This is a genomic window from Methylobacterium sp. J-067, assembly GCF_022829465.1.
Classification (GTDB): Bacteria; Pseudomonadota; Alphaproteobacteria; order Rhizobiales; family Beijerinckiaceae; genus Methylobacterium; species Methylobacterium litchii.
This window is the reverse complement of the sequence record NZ_JAKSXZ010000146.1, coordinates 510,521-530,515: the sequence shown is the minus strand read 5'-3', so window position 1 is coordinate 530,515 and position 19,995 is coordinate 510,521. Positions and strand designations below refer to the sequence as shown.

Annotated in this window: 16 protein-coding genes; 9 read left to right on the top strand and 7 right to left on the bottom strand. The window is 69.3% G+C overall.

The window, feature by feature from the left end; translation table 11 throughout:
* Window positions 1–5 precede the first annotated feature (5 nt).
* Window positions 6–830, top strand: coding sequence for an FTR1 family protein (locus tag MKK52_RS25995; RefSeq protein WP_243959450.1), 825 nt, complete (start codon window positions 6–8; stop codon window positions 828–830).
* Window positions 831–924: 94 nt separating this feature from the next.
* Here the strand turns inward: MKK52_RS25995 and MKK52_RS25990 are convergent, their stop codons facing one another.
* On the bottom strand, window positions 925–1,881 hold the full coding sequence (locus MKK52_RS25990; protein ID WP_243959448.1) for a nucleotidyltransferase and HEPN domain-containing protein: 957 nt from the start codon (window positions 1,879–1,881) through the stop codon (window positions 925–927).
* A 180-nt stretch (window positions 1,882–2,061) separates the two neighbouring features.
* The gene (gene sseA / locus MKK52_RS25985) at window positions 2,062–2,904 is read right to left on the bottom strand and encodes a 3-mercaptopyruvate sulfurtransferase (protein WP_243959446.1); all 843 of its coding nucleotides are present in this window, start codon (window positions 2,902–2,904) and stop codon (window positions 2,062–2,064) included.
* A gap of 308 nt (window positions 2,905–3,212) precedes the next feature.
* Between sseA and MKK52_RS25980 the strand changes: the two genes are divergently transcribed.
* From MKK52_RS25980 to MKK52_RS25970, 3 genes are all read left to right on the top strand, one after another.
* The gene (locus tag MKK52_RS25980) at window positions 3,213–3,488 is read left to right on the top strand and encodes a GcrA family cell cycle regulator (RefSeq protein WP_409564744.1); all 276 of its coding nucleotides are present in this window, start codon (window positions 3,213–3,215) and stop codon (window positions 3,486–3,488) included.
* Between the two features lie 61 nt (window positions 3,489–3,549).
* Window positions 3,550–4,152 (top strand): nitroreductase family protein, encoded by a 603-nt coding sequence (locus MKK52_RS25975; protein ID WP_409564743.1) that lies wholly within the window; start codon window positions 3,550–3,552, stop codon window positions 4,150–4,152.
* An 83-nt stretch (window positions 4,153–4,235) separates the two neighbouring features.
* Complete coding sequence (locus MKK52_RS25970) at window positions 4,236–4,952, top strand: SHOCT domain-containing protein (RefSeq protein ID WP_243959776.1); 717 nt, start codon at window positions 4,236–4,238, stop codon at window positions 4,950–4,952.
* A gap of 6 nt (window positions 4,953–4,958) precedes the next feature.
* Here the strand turns inward: MKK52_RS25970 and MKK52_RS25965 are convergent, their stop codons facing one another.
* Window positions 4,959–5,987, bottom strand: a complete 1,029-nt coding sequence (locus tag MKK52_RS25965) for an SIS domain-containing protein (RefSeq protein WP_243959440.1) — start codon at window positions 5,985–5,987, stop codon at window positions 4,959–4,961.
* Between the two features lie 144 nt (window positions 5,988–6,131).
* On the opposite strand from MKK52_RS25965, the gene MKK52_RS25960 reads away from it, so the two are divergent.
* Window positions 6,132–7,565, top strand: coding sequence for an FAD-linked oxidase C-terminal domain-containing protein (locus MKK52_RS25960; RefSeq protein WP_243959439.1), 1,434 nt, complete (start codon window positions 6,132–6,134; stop codon window positions 7,563–7,565).
* A 79-nt stretch (window positions 7,566–7,644) separates the two neighbouring features.
* Here MKK52_RS25960 and MKK52_RS25955 read toward each other — a convergent pair whose 3' ends face one another.
* The 4 genes from MKK52_RS25955 to MKK52_RS25940 form a co-directional block, all read right to left on the bottom strand.
* A complete protein-coding gene (locus MKK52_RS25955; protein WP_243959437.1) occupies window positions 7,645–8,187 on the bottom strand; it encodes a MucR family transcriptional regulator in 543 nt (180 codons plus the stop codon).
* Window positions 8,188–8,590: 403 nt separating this feature from the next.
* Window positions 8,591–9,730, bottom strand: coding sequence for an ABC transporter permease (locus MKK52_RS25950; protein WP_243959435.1), 1,140 nt, complete (start codon window positions 9,728–9,730; stop codon window positions 8,591–8,593).
* Window positions 9,731–9,773: 43 nt separating this feature from the next.
* Complete coding sequence (locus tag MKK52_RS25945) at window positions 9,774–10,250, bottom strand: DUF4112 domain-containing protein (protein WP_409564742.1); 477 nt, start codon at window positions 10,248–10,250, stop codon at window positions 9,774–9,776.
* Between the two features lie 48 nt (window positions 10,251–10,298).
* A complete protein-coding gene (locus MKK52_RS25940) occupies window positions 10,299–11,453 on the bottom strand; it encodes an aminotransferase (protein WP_243959431.1) in 1,155 nt (384 codons plus the stop codon).
* 277 nt (window positions 11,454–11,730) lie between these two features.
* Here MKK52_RS25940 and MKK52_RS25935 point away from each other — a divergent pair, with 277 nt between their 5' ends.
* From MKK52_RS25935 to MKK52_RS25920, 4 genes are all read left to right on the top strand, one after another.
* Entirely contained in the window at window positions 11,731–11,895 is a 165-nt protein-coding gene (locus MKK52_RS25935; RefSeq protein ID WP_243959815.1) for a hypothetical protein, read from the top strand.
* Window positions 11,896–12,028: 133 nt separating this feature from the next.
* Complete coding sequence (locus MKK52_RS25930; RefSeq protein ID WP_243959429.1) at window positions 12,029–13,408, top strand: MdtA/MuxA family multidrug efflux RND transporter periplasmic adaptor subunit; 1,380 nt, start codon at window positions 12,029–12,031, stop codon at window positions 13,406–13,408.
* 12 nt (window positions 13,409–13,420) lie between these two features.
* Entirely contained in the window at window positions 13,421–16,543 is a 3,123-nt protein-coding gene (locus tag MKK52_RS25925; RefSeq protein ID WP_243959426.1) for an MdtB/MuxB family multidrug efflux RND transporter permease subunit, read from the top strand.
* A 10-nt stretch (window positions 16,544–16,553) separates the two neighbouring features.
* Window positions 16,554–19,994, top strand: a complete 3,441-nt coding sequence (locus MKK52_RS25920) for an efflux RND transporter permease subunit (RefSeq protein WP_243959424.1) — start codon at window positions 16,554–16,556, stop codon at window positions 19,992–19,994.
* Window position 19,995: the final 1 nt, after the last annotated feature.

Below are 19,995 nucleotides of genomic sequence, written 5' to 3'. Positions count from 1 at the left end.
GCATCATGATCGGTGCCTTCGTCATCGCCTTCCGCGAGGTCATCGAGGCGGGCCTCATCATCTCCATCGTGCTTGCGGCGACGCGGGGCATTCCCGGCCGGATGCGCTGGGTGCTGCTCGGCGTGGCCGGGGGGCTCGGGGGCGCGGCCCTGGTCGCGCTGTTCGCGGAGCGGATCTCCGACGCCTTCGAGGGCAGCGGGCAGGACATCCTCAACGCGGCGGTGCTGATCGTCGCGGTGCTGCTGCTGATCTGGCACAACACCTGGATGAGCAAGCACGGCCGCGAAATGGCCGGCGAATTGCGCGCGGCGGGCGAGGCGGTCCGCAGCGGCCAGCGCGAGGCGGCGGCGCTCGCCATCGTCGTCGGCGCGGCGATCCTGCGCGAGGGCGCGGAGCTGGTGCTGTTCCTCTACGGCCTCGTCGCCTCGGGCACCTCGGGGGCGGACATCCAGTTCGGCGCGCTGGCCGGTGTCGGCACGGGCGTGCTCCTCTCGGCGGTGAGCTATCTCGGGCTCGCCTCGATCCCGGCGCGCTACGTCTTCTCAGTCACGAGCGTGCTCATCACCTTCCTGGCGGCGGGCCTCGCCTCGCAGGCGGCGCAGTTCCTCGCCAATGCCGGCGTGATCGACATCCTCGGCCACACGGTGTGGAACAGCTCCGCGATCATCGCCGAGAACTCGTGGACGGGCCGCGTGCTGCACGCCCTCGTCGGCTACACCGACCGCCCGACCGCCCTGCAACTTGCCGTCTACATCGCCACCATCGTGGTGATGGTGGTGCTGATGCAGTGGGTCGCCATCGACAAGCGCCGGGCGGTGCGGACGGCGTGAGGACCAGCAAGCTGCTGAAAAAGTGCTACAGACCGACCTGCCGGGCCGCCTGATCGTGGTCTCGCAATGACGGCGAGACTCTTGCAGCAGTCTGCTAGCCGGAAGGCGTATAGGGCGCCAGGAAGGCGTCCGGGCGTGGGCCGAGAGGCTCGGCGCAGACCTCACGCACGATCCGCTGAAGCACGCCGACGCGCTCGGCGAGCCATTCCAACTCCTCCAGGGAAATCGTGTAATGGCGCGAATAGCGCGCCTTCACGTAGGCATCGTGCAGTAGGTTGAAGCGGCGGCGGGCGAGGCGCGTGTTGCGCGGCCATGCCTCCACCAAACGCCGATCGACGCCCTCGGCCATCGGGCGCAGCCGGCGCAGGGCATGGAGCTGGGGACTGTAGAGCGTCAGCACCAAGAGCGCGCAGTGATAATAACTTTCCGTGGCTTGATGCAGCGAAAAGGCCGCGCTCTTCCGCCAACCGAGATCCTGAAGACCCTTGGCGGCCTGTTCCTGACCCGTGATGAATGAACGGTCAGCGCTCGAAAACCACGTCTCGTAATGCAGCCACGCCTCTTCGTTGCGCGCTTCCGGCGTGAGCGGTCCCGGCTCGGCGAGCGGAAAGCCCTCCGATTCGTAGAGCGTGATCCCATCCCGAACGATGTCCGTGAAGAACGGGCGCCCCCGGGACATCTGGTCGTTCACGTCGGCATGGCTGTGGACGATGATGTTCGTCGTCGCGTGCGGCCACGGCTTCAGCATCTCGGTCTGGATGATCCGGTCGCGCACCGGGTCCCAAAGATCGACTTCGTCCACGAGGTTCTCGTGGTTCACGACGACCAGAACGTCGTAATCCGAGAAGTAGCCGGAAGCCCGGTCCTCGACCCAGCCGCCACGGGCGTGTGAGCCGTAGAGCACCACCCGGACGATGCGCCCGCGCTTCTTCTTCTGCGAAGTCTTGCCCTTCTGGAATTCCTCGAACTCCTCGAACAGGATCGTCATCGCCCGCATCAGGTCGCGGCGCTTGCGGACGGGAAGGTGGGCGAGGCGGTCTTCGAGAATCATGGCGGGGTCGGCATTCATTCCGCCGAGAAGATTGCATTCCGTCAATGGCGCGCCGGCTTCGGGGGGTACCATGAGGCCTGGCCGAAAGGCACGGGTTCCCCCTCTCCCCGCCTGCGGGGAGAGGGGGAGGTCGGCGGCTTTCCCTTGAATGTCGCAACGCCCCCGCGAGCGAGAGGGGTTTCAGCCCTTCTCCACCGGGCGCTGCGGGTCGGCGCCCCATTCGGACCACGAGCCGTCGTAGAGGCTGCGGGCCGGGTGGCCCATCGTCTCCAGGGCGAGGCTGATGATCGCCGCCGTCACCCCCGAGCCGCAGGTGGTCATCACCGGCCGGCGCGGGTCGACCCCGGCGGCGGCGAAGACCTCTGCCAACTCGTCCGGGCTCTTCATCCGGCCGTCGCGCTGCAGGGCGGCGTAGTGCAGGTTCTTCGCCCCCGGCATGTGGCCGGGGCGCACGCCGGGGCGCGGCTCCTCCTCCTCGCCCCGGAAGCGCGTGCCGGAGCGGGCATCGACCACCTGGGCCGTGCCGCCTTCCAGGGCGCGGGCGATGTCCGATCCGTCGGCCACGGCGCCGTGGTCGAGGCGGGCGGTGAAGTGCCGCCGCTCGCGCGGCTGGCCCTCGCCGTCCTCGGTCGGGTAGCCGGCGGCGGTCCAGGCGGGCAGGCCGCCGTCGAGGACCAGCGCGTCGCGCATCCCGAAGGTCTTAAGCATCCACCAGACGCGCGGGGCCGAGAACAGGCCCATCCCGTCGTAGACCACCACCTGCTGCCCGTCGCCGATGCCGAGCGCCCGCATCCGCGAGGCGAAGACCTCCGGCCGGGGCAGCATGTGCGGCAGGGGCGATTCGGTGTCGCTCATCGCGTCGAGGTCGAAGCGGATGGCGCTGGGAATGTGGGCCGCGCGGTATTCCGCCTCCGGGTCGCGGCCGGCGGCCGGGAGATACCAGGAGGCGTCGAGCACCACGATGTCCGGCGCCGACAATCGCTCGAACAGCCAGGCCGGCGGGACGAGGGGCGGGTGCGTCATGGTCGCTCCGTCTGAATCAACGGCGCGAATGAACCACAGGGCGGCGGCGGATGCACGGGGGGCCGTGGCGGCCGGCATCGCGACGGTCGGAATCCGTCACGCCCCGGCCATCAGCTACGCATCCGTCACTGTGGTCAATTGCGTGCAGTGCATCACGCACTTGTTTTCAAGGCTCTGGACCCCAGCTACGACAGTACCATGACAGCTCTGCGCCGGTCGCGAACCGGCTTTACGCGGGTTTTAGGGTGCTACGCTGCCGTCAGCGGGTGCCTCGTCCCGCGCGGCGGTAGGGCGTTTCAACTCCGCACTTGAAGGAGGCGACCCGGGCGGTCGCCGTCAGGACACGACCGATGAACCAACTCGTCCGCATGTCGCAGATCGGGGACGCCGAGACCGTCAAGGAGCCGTCGGCGGACCTTCGCGTGCCGTTCGCCCAGTCGGGCGCCTTCGTGTGCAAGTACATCATCGGCGAGCCGAGCGATCAGGCGATCTGCTGCGGCGCGCCCGTGCAGGACGGCAAGAGCTGGTGCGCGTTCCACCGCCGCATCGTGTTCGAGCCGGCCCGCCCCGGCCGCATCCGCTGACCGCAGCGCAGCGATTGCCTCGCGGGGCATCCCTCGGGCATGGTCGGCCATCACTTCGGAGATGCCGACCTTGACCGAGCCCCGCACGCCCGACCACGCGATCGACCCCCTCTTCATCGAGCGGCACTCGCCCCGGGCCTTCACCGGAGAGGCGGTGCCGGAAGCCGAGCTGATGCGGATGATCGAGGCGGCCCGCTGGTCGCCCTCGGGCTACAATTCCCAGCCCTGGCGTTTCCTCTATGCCCTGCGCGGCGACGCCCACTGGCAGACCTTCTTCGACCTTCTCGTGCCCGGCAACCAGAAATGGGTGGCCGATACGGGAGCGATCCTGTTCCTCGTCTCGAACGCCCGGATGCGGGTAGGGGACGAGTTGAAGCCCTCCTACAGCCATTCCTTCGACACCGGCGCGGCCTCGCTCGCCTTCCAGCTCCAGGCGGTCCGCCAGGGCTGGCACGCCCACGGCATGACCGGGTTCGACCATGCCCGCGCGCCGGAGGTGCTGCGCCTGCCGGAGCATCACCGGATCGAGGCGGCCTTCGCCGTGGGCCGCAAGATGGCAACCGCCGACCTCACCGAGGAGCAGCGCCCCCGCGAGGCGCCGAACGGGCGCCGCCCGATCACCGATTTCGTGATCGCCGGGGCCTTTCCCGCCGACGCCGGCTGAGCGAGGCTTCCCGGTCCTGTGGGGCCGGTCTCGTGTCGCTTCTGTCCTTCCTCAACAACCTACTGGGTGCGGCCATGGCGCGGATGGGCGAGACCGAATCGGCCTCGGAGACGGGCTTCATCGACGGGTGCGGGGTCGATCACGTCACCGGCCTGCAGACGATCGCGGACCGGCACGGGGTGAGCCTCGACGCGGTGCGCCACCTCGTGCAGGCGCTGGAGCGTGGCCACGGCCGGATGGCGCAGTTCGACCATCCGGATCTCGGCGGCATGGGCCAATGGAGCGCGGGCGGCATGACCATGGTCGGCCGCATGTTCGACGACGGCCTGCGGGCGCGGGTGGCCGCGCTCTGCACCGAACTCGCCGCCACCCTGCCGGCGGAGGGCTTCGCGACGCAGGGTTCCCCGGAGACGTGGTGGCCGGGCGATCTCGGACACCCGTCCGCGACGGGCTCGCAGAACGGAATGCGCTACGCCTATTTCCCGACGAGCAGGCGGCTCGCGGTGGAAGAAGCCGCGGGCGTCGTCGTGTACGACACGGGGGAGCACGCCATCTCGGGCGTCTCGCAGGCGAACGGCCTGCTGCGCTTCACCGGGTCGGCAGGGCCCATCGCCCTCGACACGCTGAAACGCATCGGCGCGGAGGCCCCGGAGCCGAAGCCCGCGACACCGGAAGCCGCGCAGGGCTCCGGCGGCGACATCCTCGCCACGATCGAGCGGCTGGCGGATCTCCACACCCGCGGCGTCCTCACGGCGGAGGAGTTCCAGGCCAAGAAGGCGGAGTTGCTGGCGCGGCTCTGACGCCCTTTAGGCGATGCCGGCGCGGAGCAGGTCGTGGACGTGCAGGATGCCGACCGGCCTGCCATCCGACACGGCGAAGACCGCCGTGATGAGGCGGCGGTTCATCAGTTCGAGGGCCGCGTGGGCGAGCTTGTGCGGCTCCAGGGTGATCGGGTCGCGGGTCATCACCCGGTGGGCCGGCGTCGCGAGGATCGCCGGGCCCATGTGGCGGCGCAGGTCGCCGTCCGTGACGATGCCCACGAGCCGCCCGTCCGGGCCGGTGACGCCGACGCAGCCGTAGCGGCGGGCGGCCATCTCGATCAGCACCTCGGACATCAGCGCGTCCTCGTGCACCAGGGGCATCTCGGAGCCCCCGTGCATCAGGTGCTGCACCGTCTTCAGGCGGGCGGCGAGGGTGCCGCCGGGATGGAGCGTGTGGAACCGCGCCGAGGTGAAGCCCCGCCGCTCCAGCAGCGTCACCGCGAGGGCGTCGCCCAGGGCGAGCTGGATCAGGCTCGACGAGGTCGGGGCGAGGTCGTGCGGGCAGGATTCGCGCACGCGCGGTAATTCGAGCACCACGTCGGCCGCCTTGCCCAGCGTGCTCGCGGCGTTGCGCGTCACCGCGATCAGGGGAATCGAGTAGCGCCGGGAGAAGCCGACGAGGTCGGAGAGTTCCGCCGTCTCGCCGGACCACGACAGGGCGAGGATCACGTCGTTGCGGGCGATCATGCCGAGGTCGCCGTGGCTCGCCTCGGTCGGGTGGACGAAGAAGGCATGCGTGCCGGTGGAGGCGAGCGTCGCCGCGAGCTTGCGCCCGACATGGCCGCTCTTGCCGATGCCGCTCACGATCACCCGGCCCCCGGTGCCGAGGATCAGGTCCACCGCGCGCTCGAAGGCTTCGCCCAGCGTGCCGTCGAAGGCGGCGGTCACTTCCTGGAGGGCGTTGATGCCGAGGGTGAGACTGCGCAGCCCGAGTTCGCGCGCGCCCTCCGCGTCGCGGGCGACGGCGGGGTCGAAGGCTTCGTCGAAGAGGGCGGGCGCGGCCGAGGGCGTCATGGCGTTCCGGTTCGGTTCGGTCGCTGCGAGGCTTAAGGTCGCCCCATGGCCGGATTGTGACCCGGCTACCACCGTTGCCGGAGCCCCCGGCGGGGGTGCATGATGGGGCCCACGCCAGACCACCTCGCGCACCGAGGGACCACCATGACCATTCGCTTCCCCGAGCCCGACCCCGCCATCCTCGCGCGGCGGGACGAGATCGTCGCCGGCCTCGCGCCCCTCGTCGCCCCCGAGGCGCTGATCACCTCCGAGGACGAGCGCCGCGCCTTCGAGACGGACGGGCTCACCGCCTACCGCCAGATGCCGCTGGCCGTCGTGCTGCCCTCGACCACCGAGGAGGTGTCGAAGGTGATGGCCTATTGTCACGCCAACGGCGTGCGGGTCGTGCCGCGCGGGGCGGGCACCTCCCTCGCGGGCGGGGCCATCGCGCAAGGGGACGCGATCATCCTCGGCACCGCCAAGATGACGAAGATCCTCGACATCGACTTCGCCGACCGGCTCGCCCGGGTGCAGAGCGGCATCACCAACCTCGCCATCTCGGGGGCGGTGTCGCACGAGGGGTTCTTCTACGCCCCCGACCCGTCGAGCCAGCTCGCCTGCACCATCGCCGGCAACATCGCCATGAATTCCGGCGGCGCCCATTGCCTGAAATACGGCGTGACCACCAACAACCTCATGGGCGTCACCCTGGTGATGAACGACGGCACCGTGGTCGAACTGGGCGGCGACCATCTCGACGCGGCGGGTTACGATCTCCTCGGCCTCGTCTGCGGCTCCGAGGGGCAGCTCGGCATCGTCACCGAGGCGACCGTGCGCATCCTGCGCGCCGCCGAGGGGGCACGGCCGGTCCTCGTCGGCTTCTCGAAGGTGGAGGATGCGGGGGATTGCGTCGCCGCGATCATCGCCGCCGGCATCATCCCCGTGGCCATCGAGTACATGGACCGCAACGCGATCCTCATCACCGAGGATTTCGCCAAGGCCGGTTATCCCCGCGACGCCGAGGCCATGCTCATCATCGAGGTCGAGGGCTCGCAGGCGGAGTGCGACGCGATGCTCGCGCGGATCGAGGCCATCGCCGCCGACTTCCGACCGACCAGCATCCGCGTCTCCCGCTCCGAGGCGGAATCGGCCGCCATCTGGAAGGGCCGCAAGTCGGCCTTCGGCGCGACGGGCCGCATCTCCGACTACATCTGCATGGACGGCACCATCCCCACCGGGCAGCTCGGGCCGGTGCTGGAGCGGATCGAGGCGATCTGCGCGGGCCACGGCCTGCGGGTCGCCAACGTGTTCCATGCCGGCGACGGCAACCTGCACCCGCTGATCCTGTTCGACATCAACACGCCCGGCGAATTGCAGAAGGCCGAGGCGGCGGGGGACGAGATCCTGAAGCTCTGCGTCGAGGTCGGCGGCTGCCTCACGGGCGAGCACGGCGTCGGCATCGAGAAGCGCGACCTGATGCGCTTCCAGTACACGCAGGAGGATCTGGAGCAGCAGATGCGGGTAAAGGGGGTGTTCGATCCCGACTGGATGATGAACCCCGCCAAGGTGTTCCCCCTGGACGGGCGCATCGCCGCCTGAGACGGCCCGGGCCGACCCCAGGCGACGCAACCAGAGATTGTTGCGCCGCCATGGGGCCGGGGGAAGTTTCTCTCAAGTATTACTCGGCTTCGGCCGTCTTGCGGCTGGACCGGCCCTTGGCGGCGGCGGTGGCGGCCTTGCGGCGCCCGCGCGGGGCCGGGGCGGCCTCTTCCTCGATCTCGTCGACGGCGTCGGCGCCCTGTCCCGACCGGCCGGGCTGGCCGAGGCCGAGGCTCTTCGCCAGGGCGGAGCGCTGGGCGGAATAGTTCGCGGAAGTCGTGGGGTAGTCGGCGGGCAGGCCGTAGCGCTCGCGATAGGTGTGCGGATCGAGCCCGTGCTTGGTCAGGTGGCGCTTCAGCGTCTTGTAGGACTTGCCGTCGATGAAGCTGATCAGGCCATCGGGGCGGATCGACTTGCGAATCTGGGCGGGGGTCGGCTTCTCGACGGATTCCGACGCCTGGGCGACGGGGCCGGAGGCGACCCGGTTCAGCGCCTCGTGAACGCTGGCGATCAGGGCGGGCAGTTCCGTGGTGGGCACTGAGTTGTTCGAGACATAGGCCGCGACGACGTCGACGGTGCGTTCGATGTAGTCCAATTGCGATGTCGGCGCGGTTTCAGACATCCTCGATACCCTCATTGGTTTTTTGATGAAATGGCCCCTCGGCGTCGAGTTATGTGGATCGACGGAAAAAGCAAGGTGTTTTCCGAAGGTGACCTGTGCTGGCTTGATAGTTTACGCACAGTTCCTTTGGCTGCGGCGATCGAGGGACGCTACGGAATGAAACATCGCGCGTTTTACCGCTCAGGGGAATGACTTTATCATCCGGCCGTAGCGAGAAGAATTTTCTCGTGAGAAAAGAGACCGTTACCCGTTGCTGAAACCAGCCGCGGAGGCCCGGAACAAGCCAATTTAATCCACTAAAAGTTGTATTAACTGTGCGCAACCAATCGCGCGCAATCGGACTGCCGGCATAGGCATTCCGTACCCTGCGACAATCTGGCTCATTCGCTGGGTGGGAACGCGGTCAGGCGAAGGTTTTCCGGGGATCGAACGCATCGCGCACCGCCTCGCCCGCGAAGACGAGCAGGCTCAGCATCGCAGCGATCACGACGAACCCGGTCAGGCCGAGCCAGGGGGCGGTCAGATTGTCCTTCCCCTGCGCCAGGAGCTCGCCGAGGGAGGGCGAGCCGGGGGGCAGGCCGAAGCCGAGGAAGTCGAGGGAGGTCAGGGTGGTGATCGAGCCGTTCAGGATAAACGGCAGGAAGGTCAGCGTCGCCACCATGGCGTTGGGCAGCAGGTGGACGCGCATGATCCGCACATTCGACAGGCCGAGCGCCCGCGCGGCGCGAACATACTCAAAGTTGCGCGCCCGCAGGAATTCGGCGCGGACCACGCTCACCAGCGCCACCCACGAGAACAGCAGCATGATGCCGAGCAGCACGAAGAAGCCGGGGGCGATGAAGGCCGAGATGATGATGATGAGGTAGAGGGTCGGGATGCCGCCCCAAACCTCGATGAAGCGCTGGAAGGCGAGATCGACCCAGCCGCCGAAATAGCCCTGCACCGCGCCGGCCAGCACGCCGATGGCCGAGGAGACGGCGGCGAGGATCAGCCCGAACAGCACCGAGATGCGGAAGCCGTAGATCACGCGCGCCAGCACGTCGCGGGTGGTGTTGTCGGTGCCGAGCCAGTGCCAGGGAATGTCGGCGCAGCCCGTGCCGCCGAGGCGCTCGGCCACGGGCTTGCACTGCGCGTCCGAGAGCATCCAGGTCGGCGGGGAGGGGGAGGGGGTCGGCAGGTTCTCATTGATCGTGTCGTAGGAGAACGGGATCGGCGGCCAGATGGCCCAGCCGTTCTCGGCGATCTCCTTGCGGATCTCCGGCGAGCGGTAATCCGTGACGGCCAGGAAGCCGCCGAACTTCTCTTCCGGGTAATCGACCAGCACCGGCACCAACCACTCGCCCTTGTAGGAGGCGAGGAGCGGCTTGTCGTTGGCGATGAACTCCGCGAACAGGCTGAGGACGAACAGCAGGGCGAAGACCACGAACGACCAGTAGCCGAGGCGGTTCGCGCGGAAGTTGGCGAGCCGCCGCCGGTTGAGGGGCGACAGTCCCCCACGGACGAGGGGCGCCTGGGCGCCGGGCATCGGGACGGCGTCGGTCATGCCCGCGGACTTGCCGTCACGGGCGCCGTTGTCAAGGCGCGGCTCAGTCGGGGAGCCGGGTCGCGGTGCCCTCGATCTCGTTGGGGCGCACGCCGCCGTGGCGCTCCATCCAGCGGCGGAGCAGGCGGACGTTGCGCCGGTTCGCCTTGAAGGCCGCGTCGAAGATGTCGCCGGCCAGCGGCACCGCGCCGACCACGCCGTCGAAGGCGACGTTCAGCGCCATCCGGCCGATCAGCCAGCGGGGGGCGCCGAGGCGGCGCGCCTCGTAGACGATGAAGGACGAGATCACCATGCCCGCCACGTCGCCGACGAGGGGCACGAGGCCGATCAGGGCATCGAACCCGACCCGCCGGTTGATGCCGGGGATCAGGAAGGCGCTGTCCATCAGGTGCGCCAGGGTTTCGAGCCGGGCGAGGCTCGCCTCGCGGCCGAGGTCGAGGGCGCCGGGGAACGGCCCGGCCTGATGCGGGATGTCGCGCCGGGGCGGGAAATCCTGCGGGGGAATGCGTGCGCTCGACATCGTCATGAGCAACGATGTGGCGGCGCCTCCGGTTGCGCGCAAGGAGTCTCAGGCGGCGAGGCGCGCCAGATCGCCCATGCGGTCGAGGGCCGCATCGAGGGTCGCGTCGGCCTTGGCGAAGCACAGGCGGACCACGTGGCGCACCGCCCCGTCGGGATAGAAGGCGCTGACGGGAATCGCCGCCACTCCATGCCGGGTCACGAGGGTTTCGCAGAAGGCTACGTCGTCGTGGTGGCCGAGGGGCGCGATGTCGATGTTGAGGAACCACGTCGCCGCCGCCGGCAGCACGGTGAAGCCGCGCTCGGTCAGCCCCGAGGCGAGGCGGTCGCGGGAGCGGGCATAGCCGGCGCGCATCGCCGCGAACCAGGGCTCCTCCTTGCCGAGCCCGAGGGCCACGGCGGCCTGGAGGTTCGGCGGCGTGGTGAAGGTGAGGAACTGGTGCGCCTTGGCGAGCACCCGCATCAGCCGCGCGTCGGCGGTGACGAAGCCGACCTTCCAGCCGGTCAGGGAGAAGATCTTGCCCGCCGAGCCGATCTTCACCGTCCGCTCGCGCATCCCCGGAAGGCCCATGAGCGGAACGTGGCGGGCGCCGTCGAACACGACATGCTCCCACACCTCGTCGCACAGGGCGACGACGTCGTGGCGACAGCAGAGTGTAGCGAGCAGGGCGAGGTCGTCCGGCCCGAACAGGGTCGCGGAGGGGTTCAGGGGGTTGTTGAGGAGAACGAGCTTGGTTCGGTCGGAGAAGGCCTCCGCCAGGGCCGCCGCGTCGAGGCGGAAGGCGGGCGGCGTCAGGTTGACGATCCGCGCCACGCCGCCGGCCCGGCGCACCAGGGGCAGGTAGGCGTCGTACATCGGCGCGAAGAGGACCACCTCGTCCCCCGGCTCGATCAGCGCCAGCAGCGCCCCGGCCAGGGCTTCGGTGGCGCCCGACGTCACCATCACCTCGGTCTCGGGGTCGAGGGCAAGGCCCTGATGCCGGGCGTAATGCGCGGCGACGGCCTCGCGAAGGGCGGGCAGGCCCATCATCGGCGGGTATTGGTTCGGGCCGTCGATCAGCGCGCGGGCGCCCGCCTCGCGGATGTCGGCCGGGCCGGGATCGTCCGGGAAGCCCTGCCCGAGATTCACCGCCCCATGCTCGCGGGCGAGCCGCGACATCGTCTCGAAGACGGTGGTGGGGAGCTCTGCGAAGACGCGATTCATGGGGGGCCCTTACCATGGTGCGTTGCCCCTTTCGAATGTGCGCTCGCGCACGGGGCACCTATCCGAACGCGCCGGGACGGCTGACGATTGTTGACATTCATCACCCGGGGCATAGGTTGTCGTCACGGCCAGGGCGATGCCCGTTTCCAGCGGGGCTCTGCCCCCTCGCTCCGCTTTCCCGCGGTGCGTCGCCTGGGCCGCGTGTAGAGGGCCACCGGCTTGTCGGCCGGTGGCCCTTTCCGCGTTCGGGGGCTATCGGTCGGGGCTCGCAGCGGGCTTGGTCGTGATGACGCGGTGTCTGTTCTTCGCCCTGATGGTCACGGGCCTGGGGCTCGTCCTCAGGATGTCGCTCGCGCCGCTGCCGGTCGATGGCGCCTTTCGCGATGTTCTGCGTTCCTATGGCGCCTCGGTCAGCAATACCGCTGAAACGTCGTCGCCCTAGTGCAGGCTCATTGGACGCCTAGTTCAGGGTCCGTCACCGGTTTCATGCGACACCGATGCGACGCGGCCCGGTCTTGGGGTCGCGCGGCGATCCTGCCGATGGGTGTCGCAACCGGAATGTGCTTGAGTCGGGAATGAACGAGAGTTCGCCGATCCGTACCGAGACCGCTCGTGCCTACGAGCCGGGGCCGATCCAGGCCCCCGTCCGCACGCGCCGTCGCTTCCGCCCCATCCGCTGGCTGGTGTTGCTCGTCGCGCTCGCGGCCATCGGCGCCGTCGCGCATCGCTGGTACGATTCCCGCGCCCAGAAGGGCACGGAGCAGGCGGCCGGCGCGGCGGGTGGCCGTCACGGCGGCAAGCGCGGCGGGTCCGACCTGCCCCAGGCGGTCGGCATCGCCCCCATCACGACGGGCGACATGCCGGTCGTGCTGCAGGGCCTCGGCACGGTGACGCCGCTGGCCACGGTGACGGTGAAGTCGCAGATCAGCGGCTACCTCACGGAGGTGAAGTTCCGCGAGGGCCAGATGGTCAAGGCGGGCGATCCCCTCGCCCAGATCGATTCGCGCCCCTACGAGGCGCTGCTCGCGCAGTATCAGGGCCAGCTCGCCCGCGATCAGGCGCTCCTGCAGAACTCGAAGCTCGATTTCCAGCGCTACCAGACCCTGAACCGCCAGGATTCGATCTCGAAGCAGAACGTCGACACCCAGGCCGCGCTGGTGAAGCAGAACGAGGGCACCGTCGCCGCCGACCAGGCGCTGGTGGACCAGCAGAAGCTGAACATCGCCTACACGCACATCACTTCGCCCGTGGACGGGCGGGTCGGCCTGCGGCAGGTGGACCAGGGCAACTACATCTCCGCCGCCTCGACGGCGATCGTGGTGGTGACGCAGCTTCACCCGATCTCGGTGGTGTTCACCCTCCCCGAGGACGACGTCGCCCGCGTGATGCGCCGGGTGCGGGTGGGGGCGAGCCTCGCGGTGAAGGCCTTCGACCGGGGCGATTCCCACGAGATCGCCACCGGCAAGCTCGACACGGTGGACAACCAGATCGACACGACCACCGGCACGGTGAAGCTGCGCGCCCTGTTCGACAACGGCGACGAGGAGCTGTTCCCGAACCAGTTCGTGAATGCCCGCCTCACCGTCGAGACGCTGCACGACGCCATCCTGGTGCCGAACGGCGGCATCCTCCAGGGCAGCCCCGGCGCCTACGTCTACCTGATGGACGGCGACGACAAGGTGTCGGTCCGGCCGATCAAGACCGGCGAGACGGACGGCATCCACACGGTGGTGCTCTCCGGCCTCAAACCCGGCGACCGGGTCGTGACCGACGGCACCGACCGCCTGAAGGACGGGGCGAAGGTGCGGATCACGGAGGGGGCTCAGGCGTCCGCCGCCAGCCCCACCCCCTCCGCCGGGCCGCAGGCGCCTGCCGCCGACGCGGCCAAGGAGGCCACCGCCGAGGGCGCCCCGCAACAGGGCGGCCGTCGGCGGCACCGGCAGCAGGGGCAGTAAGGGCACGCGCCCATGAACCCCTCCCGCCTCTTCATCCTCCGCCCGGTCACCACCACGCTGCTGATGCTGGCGATCCTGATCGTCGGCGGGGTGTCGTACCTGAACCTGCCGGTCTCGGCGCTGCCGTCGGTCGATTACCCGACGATCCAGGTCCAGACCTTCTATCCCGGCGCTTCGCCCGAGGTGATGACCTCCTCCGTCACCGCACCACTGGAGCGGCAGTTCGGGCAGCTCGCCAACCTCAACCAGATGACCTCGCAATCCTCGGCGGGGGCGTCGGTCATCACGCTGCAGTTCAACCTCGATCTCGGCCTCGACATCGCCGAGCAGCAGGTCCAGGCCGCGATCAACGCGGCGGGCAACCTCCTGCCCTCGGACCTGCCGGCGCCGCCGGTCTACGCGAAGGTGAACCCCGCCGACGCGCCGATCCTGACGCTGGCGCTCACCTCGAAGACCCTGCCGCTGACGCAGGTGCGCGACCTCTCCGAGACGCGCCTCGCGCAGAAGATCAGCCAGGTGGCCGGCGTCGGCCTCGTCAGCATCTCCGGCGGCCAGCGCCCGGCGGTGCGGGTGCGCTTCAACGCCCGGCAGCTCGCGGCCTACGGCCTCAACATCGATGACCTGCGCACGACGATCACCAACCTGAACGTCAACACGCCGAAGGGCACGATCGACGGCCCCCGGCAATCCTACGCCATCAACGCCAACGACCAGATCCGCGACCCGAAGGCCTACGATTCGGCGATCATCGCCTATCGCAACGGCGCGCCGGTCCGCCTGTCGGACGTCGCGGACGTGGTGGACGCGCCGGAGAACACCAAGCTCGGCGCCTGGGCCGACGAGACGCCCGCCGTCATCCTCAACATCCAGCGCCAGCCCGGCGCCAACGTCATCGCCACCGTCGACAAGATCAAGCAGCTGCTGCCGCAGTTGCAGGCGAGCCTGCCGCAAGCGGTGAGCGTCGCCCCGCTCACCGACCGCACCACGACGATCCGCGCCTCGGTGGACGACGTGCAGTTCGAACTCGGGCTGGCCATCGCGTTGGTCGTGCTGGTGATCTTCCTGTTCCTGCGCAGCCTGTCGGCGACGCTGATCCCGAGCCTGTCGGTGCCGCTCTCGCTGGTCGGCGCCCTCTCGGTGATGGACCTCTACGGCTTCTCCCTCGACAACCTGTCGCTGATGGCGCTCACCATCGCCACCGGCTTCGTCGTGGACGACGCCATCGTGGTGATCGAGAACATCGCCCGCCACGTCGAGGACGGCGATTCGCCCCTGGAGGCGGCCCTGAAGGGCTCGCGCGAGATTGGCTTCACCATCATCTCGCTCACCGTCTCGCTCATCGCGGTGCTGATCCCGCTGCTGTTCATGGGCGACGTGGTCGGCCGCCTGTTCCACGAATTCGCGATCACGCTCGCGGCCACCATCGTGATCTCGGCGGTGGTCTCGCTCACCCTGGTGCCGATGCTGTGCGCGCGGCTCCTGAAGCACGTCCCGGCCGGCGTGGCCGTCCGGCGGGAGGGGCCCCTGGCGCGGATGGGCCGGCGGGCGACGGAGGGCACCATCGCCGCCTACGGCCGGGCCCTGCGGGTGGTGCTCGACCACCAGGGGCTGACGCTTCTCGTCACCCTCGGGACGGTGGCGCTCACCGCCTACCTGTTCGTGGTGATCCCGAAGGGCTTCTTCCCGGTGCAGGATACGGGGGTGATCCAGGGCATCACCCAGGCCGACCAATCGGTCTCCTACGCGGCCATGGCCGAGCGGCAGCAGCGGCTCGCCGCGATCATCCTGAAGGATCCGGACGTCGCGAACCTGTCCTCGTTCATCGGCGTCGATGGCCAGAACGTCACGCTCAATTCCGGGCGGATGCTCATCAACCTGAAGCCCCGCGAGGAGCGCACCGCCACCGCGAGCGAGATCATCCGGCGGATCGGCGCGGCGACGAACGCGGAGCCCGGCATCCGGCTCTACATGCAGCCGGTCCAGGACCTGACCATCGACACCGCCGTCTCGGCGACGCAGTACCAGGTGATCCTGGAGAGCCCGAACCTCGAGGATTTCGAGACCTGGGTGCCGCGCTTCACCGAGGCGCTGGCCGCCTCGCCCGTCGTGGCGGACGTGACGAGCGACCACCAGGGCAAGGGGCTCGCGGCCTACGTCACCATCGACCGGCCGACGGCGGGCCGCTACGGCATCACCCCCGCGACCATCGACAACGCCCTCTACGACGCCTTCGGCCAGCGCATCATCTCGACGATCTTCACCCAGTCGAACCAGTACCGGGTGATCCTCGAAGCCGACCCGGACCTGCACAAGACGCTGGAGAGCCTGAACGGCATCTACCTGCCGTCCTCGACGGCGACGAACGGGCAGGTGCCGCTCTCCTCCGTGGCGCGGGTCACCGAGAAGCGGGCGCCGCTGCTGATTTCGCATCTCGGCCAGTTCCCGGCCACCACCGTGTCGTTCAACCTCGCGCCGGGTGCGGCCCTGGGGCAGGCGGTTGAGGCGATCGACGCGGCGAAAGCCAAGATCGACCTGCCGCCCTCCTTCCGGGTGGTGCCGCAGGGCTCGGTCTTCGCCTTCCAGGCAGCACTGGGGAACGAGCTGTTCCTCGTGCTCGCGGCCATCGTCACGGTCTACATCGTGCTCGGCGTGCTCTACGAGAGCTTCATCCACCCGATCACGATCCTCTCGACGCTGCCCTCGGCCGGGATCGGGGCGTTGCTCGGGCTGATGCTGTTCGGGCTGTCCCTCGACATCATCGCGATCATCGGCATCGTGCTCCTGATCGGCATCGTGAAGAAGAACGCGATCATGATGATCGACTTCGCGCTCCAGGCCGAGCGCGAGGACGGGATGGCGCCCCGCGACGCCATCGAGCAGGCCTGCCTTCTGCGCTTCCGGCCGATCCTGATGACGACGCTGGCGGCACTGTTCGCGGCGGTGCCGCTGATCCTCGGCACGGGCGTCGGCTCGGAGTTGCGTCAGCCGCTCGGCATCTGCATCGCGGGCGGGTTGATCGTCAGCCAGGTGCTGACGCTGTTCACGACCCCGGTGATCTACCTCGCCTTCGACCGCCTCGAACGCCGCATCGCCGGCCGCGGGCGCGGCCTGGAGGGCGGGGAGGCGGTGCCGTGAGGCCGGCTCCGTGAACATCTCCGCCCCGTTCATCCGGCGGCCGATCGCCACGACGCTGCTCACCATCGGCGTGCTGCTGGCGGGCGTGTTCGCGTTCCTGAAGCTGCCCGTCGCGCCGCTGCCGCAGATCGACTTCCCCGTCATCCTCGTCCAAGCGCAGATGGCCGGCGCCAGCCCCGAGACCATGGCGACCACCGTCGCCGCGCCCCTCGAACGGCGGCTCGGCGTCATCGCCGACGTCAACGAGATGACGTCCACGAGTTCGCTCGGCACGGTGCGCATCGTGCTGCTGTTCGGCCTGAACCGCGACATCGACGGCGCCGCCCGCGACGTGCAGGCCGCCATCAACGCCGCCCGCGCCGACCTGCCGACCTCGCTCCGGCAGAACCCGACCTATCGCAAGTTCAACCCCGCCGAGACGCCGATCATCATCCTCGGCATGACCTCGGACACGCTCACGCGCGGACAGGTCTACGATTCCGCCGCCACGGTCGTGCAGCAGAAGCTGTCGCAGCTGCCCGGCGTCGGCAACGTCGATGTCGGCGGCTCGTCCCTGCCGGCGGTGCGGGTGGAACTCGATCCCACCGCCCTGTTCCACTACGGCATCGGCCTGGAGGGCATCCGGGCGGCGCTGGCCTCGGCCAACGCCAACTCGCCCAAAGGCGACATCGACGTCGGCAACCGGCGCTACCAGCTCTACGCCAACGACCAGGGCCGCAAGGCCCAGGATTACCGCGACATCGTCGTGGCCTACCGCAACGGCGCGGCGGTGAAGCTCACCGACGTCGGCCAAGTGCTCGACGGCGTCGAGGACAAGCGCAACCTCGGCATCGTCAACGGCAAGCCCGGCGTGCTGCTCTTCGTCTACAAGCAGCCCGGCGCCAACGTCATCGACACGATCAACGGCGTGAAGAAGGCCCTGCCGCAGATCATCGCGGCCCTGCCCGGCGGCATCGACATCAAGCTCACCGGCGACCGCAGCGCCACGATCCGCGCCTCGCTGGAGGCGACGGAGGAGACGCTCCTCGTCGCGGTCGGCCTCGTGATCCTCGTGGTCTACGCCTTCCTGCGCTCCGGCCGGGCGACGCTCATCCCCGCCGTGGCGGTGCCGATCTCCATCGTCGGCACCTTCTCGGCGATGTACCTCTTGAACTACTCCCTCAACATCCTGTCGCTGATGGCGCTCATCATCGGCACGGGCTTCGTCGTGGACGACGCCATCGTCGTCCTGGAGAACATCCAGCGGCACATCGAGGAGGGGAAGCCCCGGTTCCAGGCGGCGCTGATCGGTGCGCAGGAGGTCGGCTTCACCGTCATCTCCATGAGCCTGTCGCTCATCGCCGTGTTCCTGCCGATCCTGCTGATGGGCGGCCTCGTCGGGCGCATCTTCCAAGAGTTCGCCGTCACCCTGTCGCTGGCGATCCTGATCTCCCTCGTTCTGTCGCTGACCACGACGCCGATGATGTGCTCGCGGCTGCTCAAGCGCGAGGGGCACGGGCCGCAGGGCAAGGAACGCCGCAACCTCCTCGTCCGCACGCTCGAAGGCGGGTTCGATGCGATGCTGGCGGGCTATGCCCGCACCCTGGAGATCGCCCTGCGCCATCCCCGTCTCGTGCTGCTGACGCTGCTCGCGACGGTGGGGCTCAACGTCTACCTCTACATCATCGTGCCGAAGGGCTTCTTCCCCGAGCAGGACACCGGGCAGATGATGGGCGGCATCCAGGCCGACCAGCGCATCTCGTTCCAGTCCATGGAGAAGAAGCTCACCGAGGCGACGCGGATCGTCGGGGCGGACCCGGCGGTGGAGAGCGTCGTCGGCTTCACGGGCGGGCGGGGCACCAACTCGGCCAACGTGTTCGTGGGGCTGAAGCCCCTCGCCGAGCGCGCGCCGATGAGCGCCGTGACCGCGCGCCTGCGCCCGAAGCTCGCGCAGGTGGCGGGCGCCCGGCTCTACGTCTTCCCCCGGCAGGACCTGCAGATGGGCGGGCGCCAGAGCTTCGCGCAGTACCAGTACACGCTGCAGGGCGACACGCCGGAGGACCTCTACTCCGCCGCGCCCAAGCTCCTGGCCGCGCTGCAGAAGGATCCGACCTTCGCCGACGTCACCTCCGACCAGCAGGAGGGCGGGCTGGAAAGCCGCGTCGTGATCGACCGGGCCACCGCCTTCCGCTACGGCATCACCCCCGACAAGATCGACCAGACCCTCTACGACGCCTTCGGCCAGCGGCAGGTCTCGACCATCTACAACCCGCTGAACCAGTACCACGTCGTGATGGAGATCGCGCCGCGCTACCTGGAGACGCCGGAAACCATCAAGCGGATCTACGTCTCGACCTCCGGCGGCAACGCCAAGGGCTCGGCCACCACCAACGCCGTCGCCGGCACCGTCGCGGCGGGGGGCACGGTGAACACCAACGCCGCCACCGGCACGAGCAGCCCCACCGCCGCCACCACGACGACGTCCGGCGCGGCCTCGGGCACGGGGGCGGTCGGCAGCAGCACGGCCGGCGCGCTCGCCGCCGCCACGGCCGCGACCTCCACCGCCAGCACCGATGCCAGCACCAACGCGGCGGCCATCGCCTCCGATTCGGCCCGCAACGCCTCGTCCAACGCGCTCGCCGCCAGCAAGGGGGGCGCCTCGTCGAGCGCGCCGGTCTCGTCCGCCAAGGAGACGATGGTGCCGCTCTCGGCCTTCGCCCGGTTCGAGACGGGGAACGCCCCGGTGCAGATCAGCCACCAGGGCCTGTTCGTCGCCACGACGATCTCGTTCAACCTCGCCCCGGGCAAGAGCCTGTCGGACGCGACCGAGGCGATCGACCGGGCCATGGCGGACCTACGCTTGCCCGCGAGCATCCACGGCGAGTATGCCGGCGCGGCCAAGAACTACGTGTCCTCCGCGTCGCGCCAGCCGCTCCTGATCCTCGCCGCGATCCTCGCCGTCTACGCGGTGCTCGGGATCCTCTACGAGAGCTTCGTGCACCCGCTCACCATCCTCTCGACCCTTCCCTCGGCCGGCGTCGGCGCGGTGCTGGCGCTGCTGGTGACGGGCACGGAGTTCACCATCATCGCCCTCATCGCCGTGTTCCTGCTGATCGGCATCGTGAAGAAGAACGCGATCATGATGGTCGACGTCGCCCTCGACGCGCAGCGTACCCGCGCCGCGAATCCGGTGGACGCGATCCGCGAGGCCTGTCTCCTGCGCTTCCGGCCGATCATGATGACGACGCTCGCCGCCCTGCTCGGCGCCGTGCCCCTCATCGCCTCGATGGGGGAGGGCGCGGAGTTGCGCCGGCCCCTGGGCATCGCCATCGTCGGCGGCTTGATCGTGAGCCAGATCCTGACCCTCTACACCACCCCCGTCGTCTACCTCTCCCTCGACCGCCTCCGGCAGCGCTGGCAGAACCGCCGCGGCCGGGCCGGCGGGGCGCTCCCCGTTCCGGCGGGCGAATGAG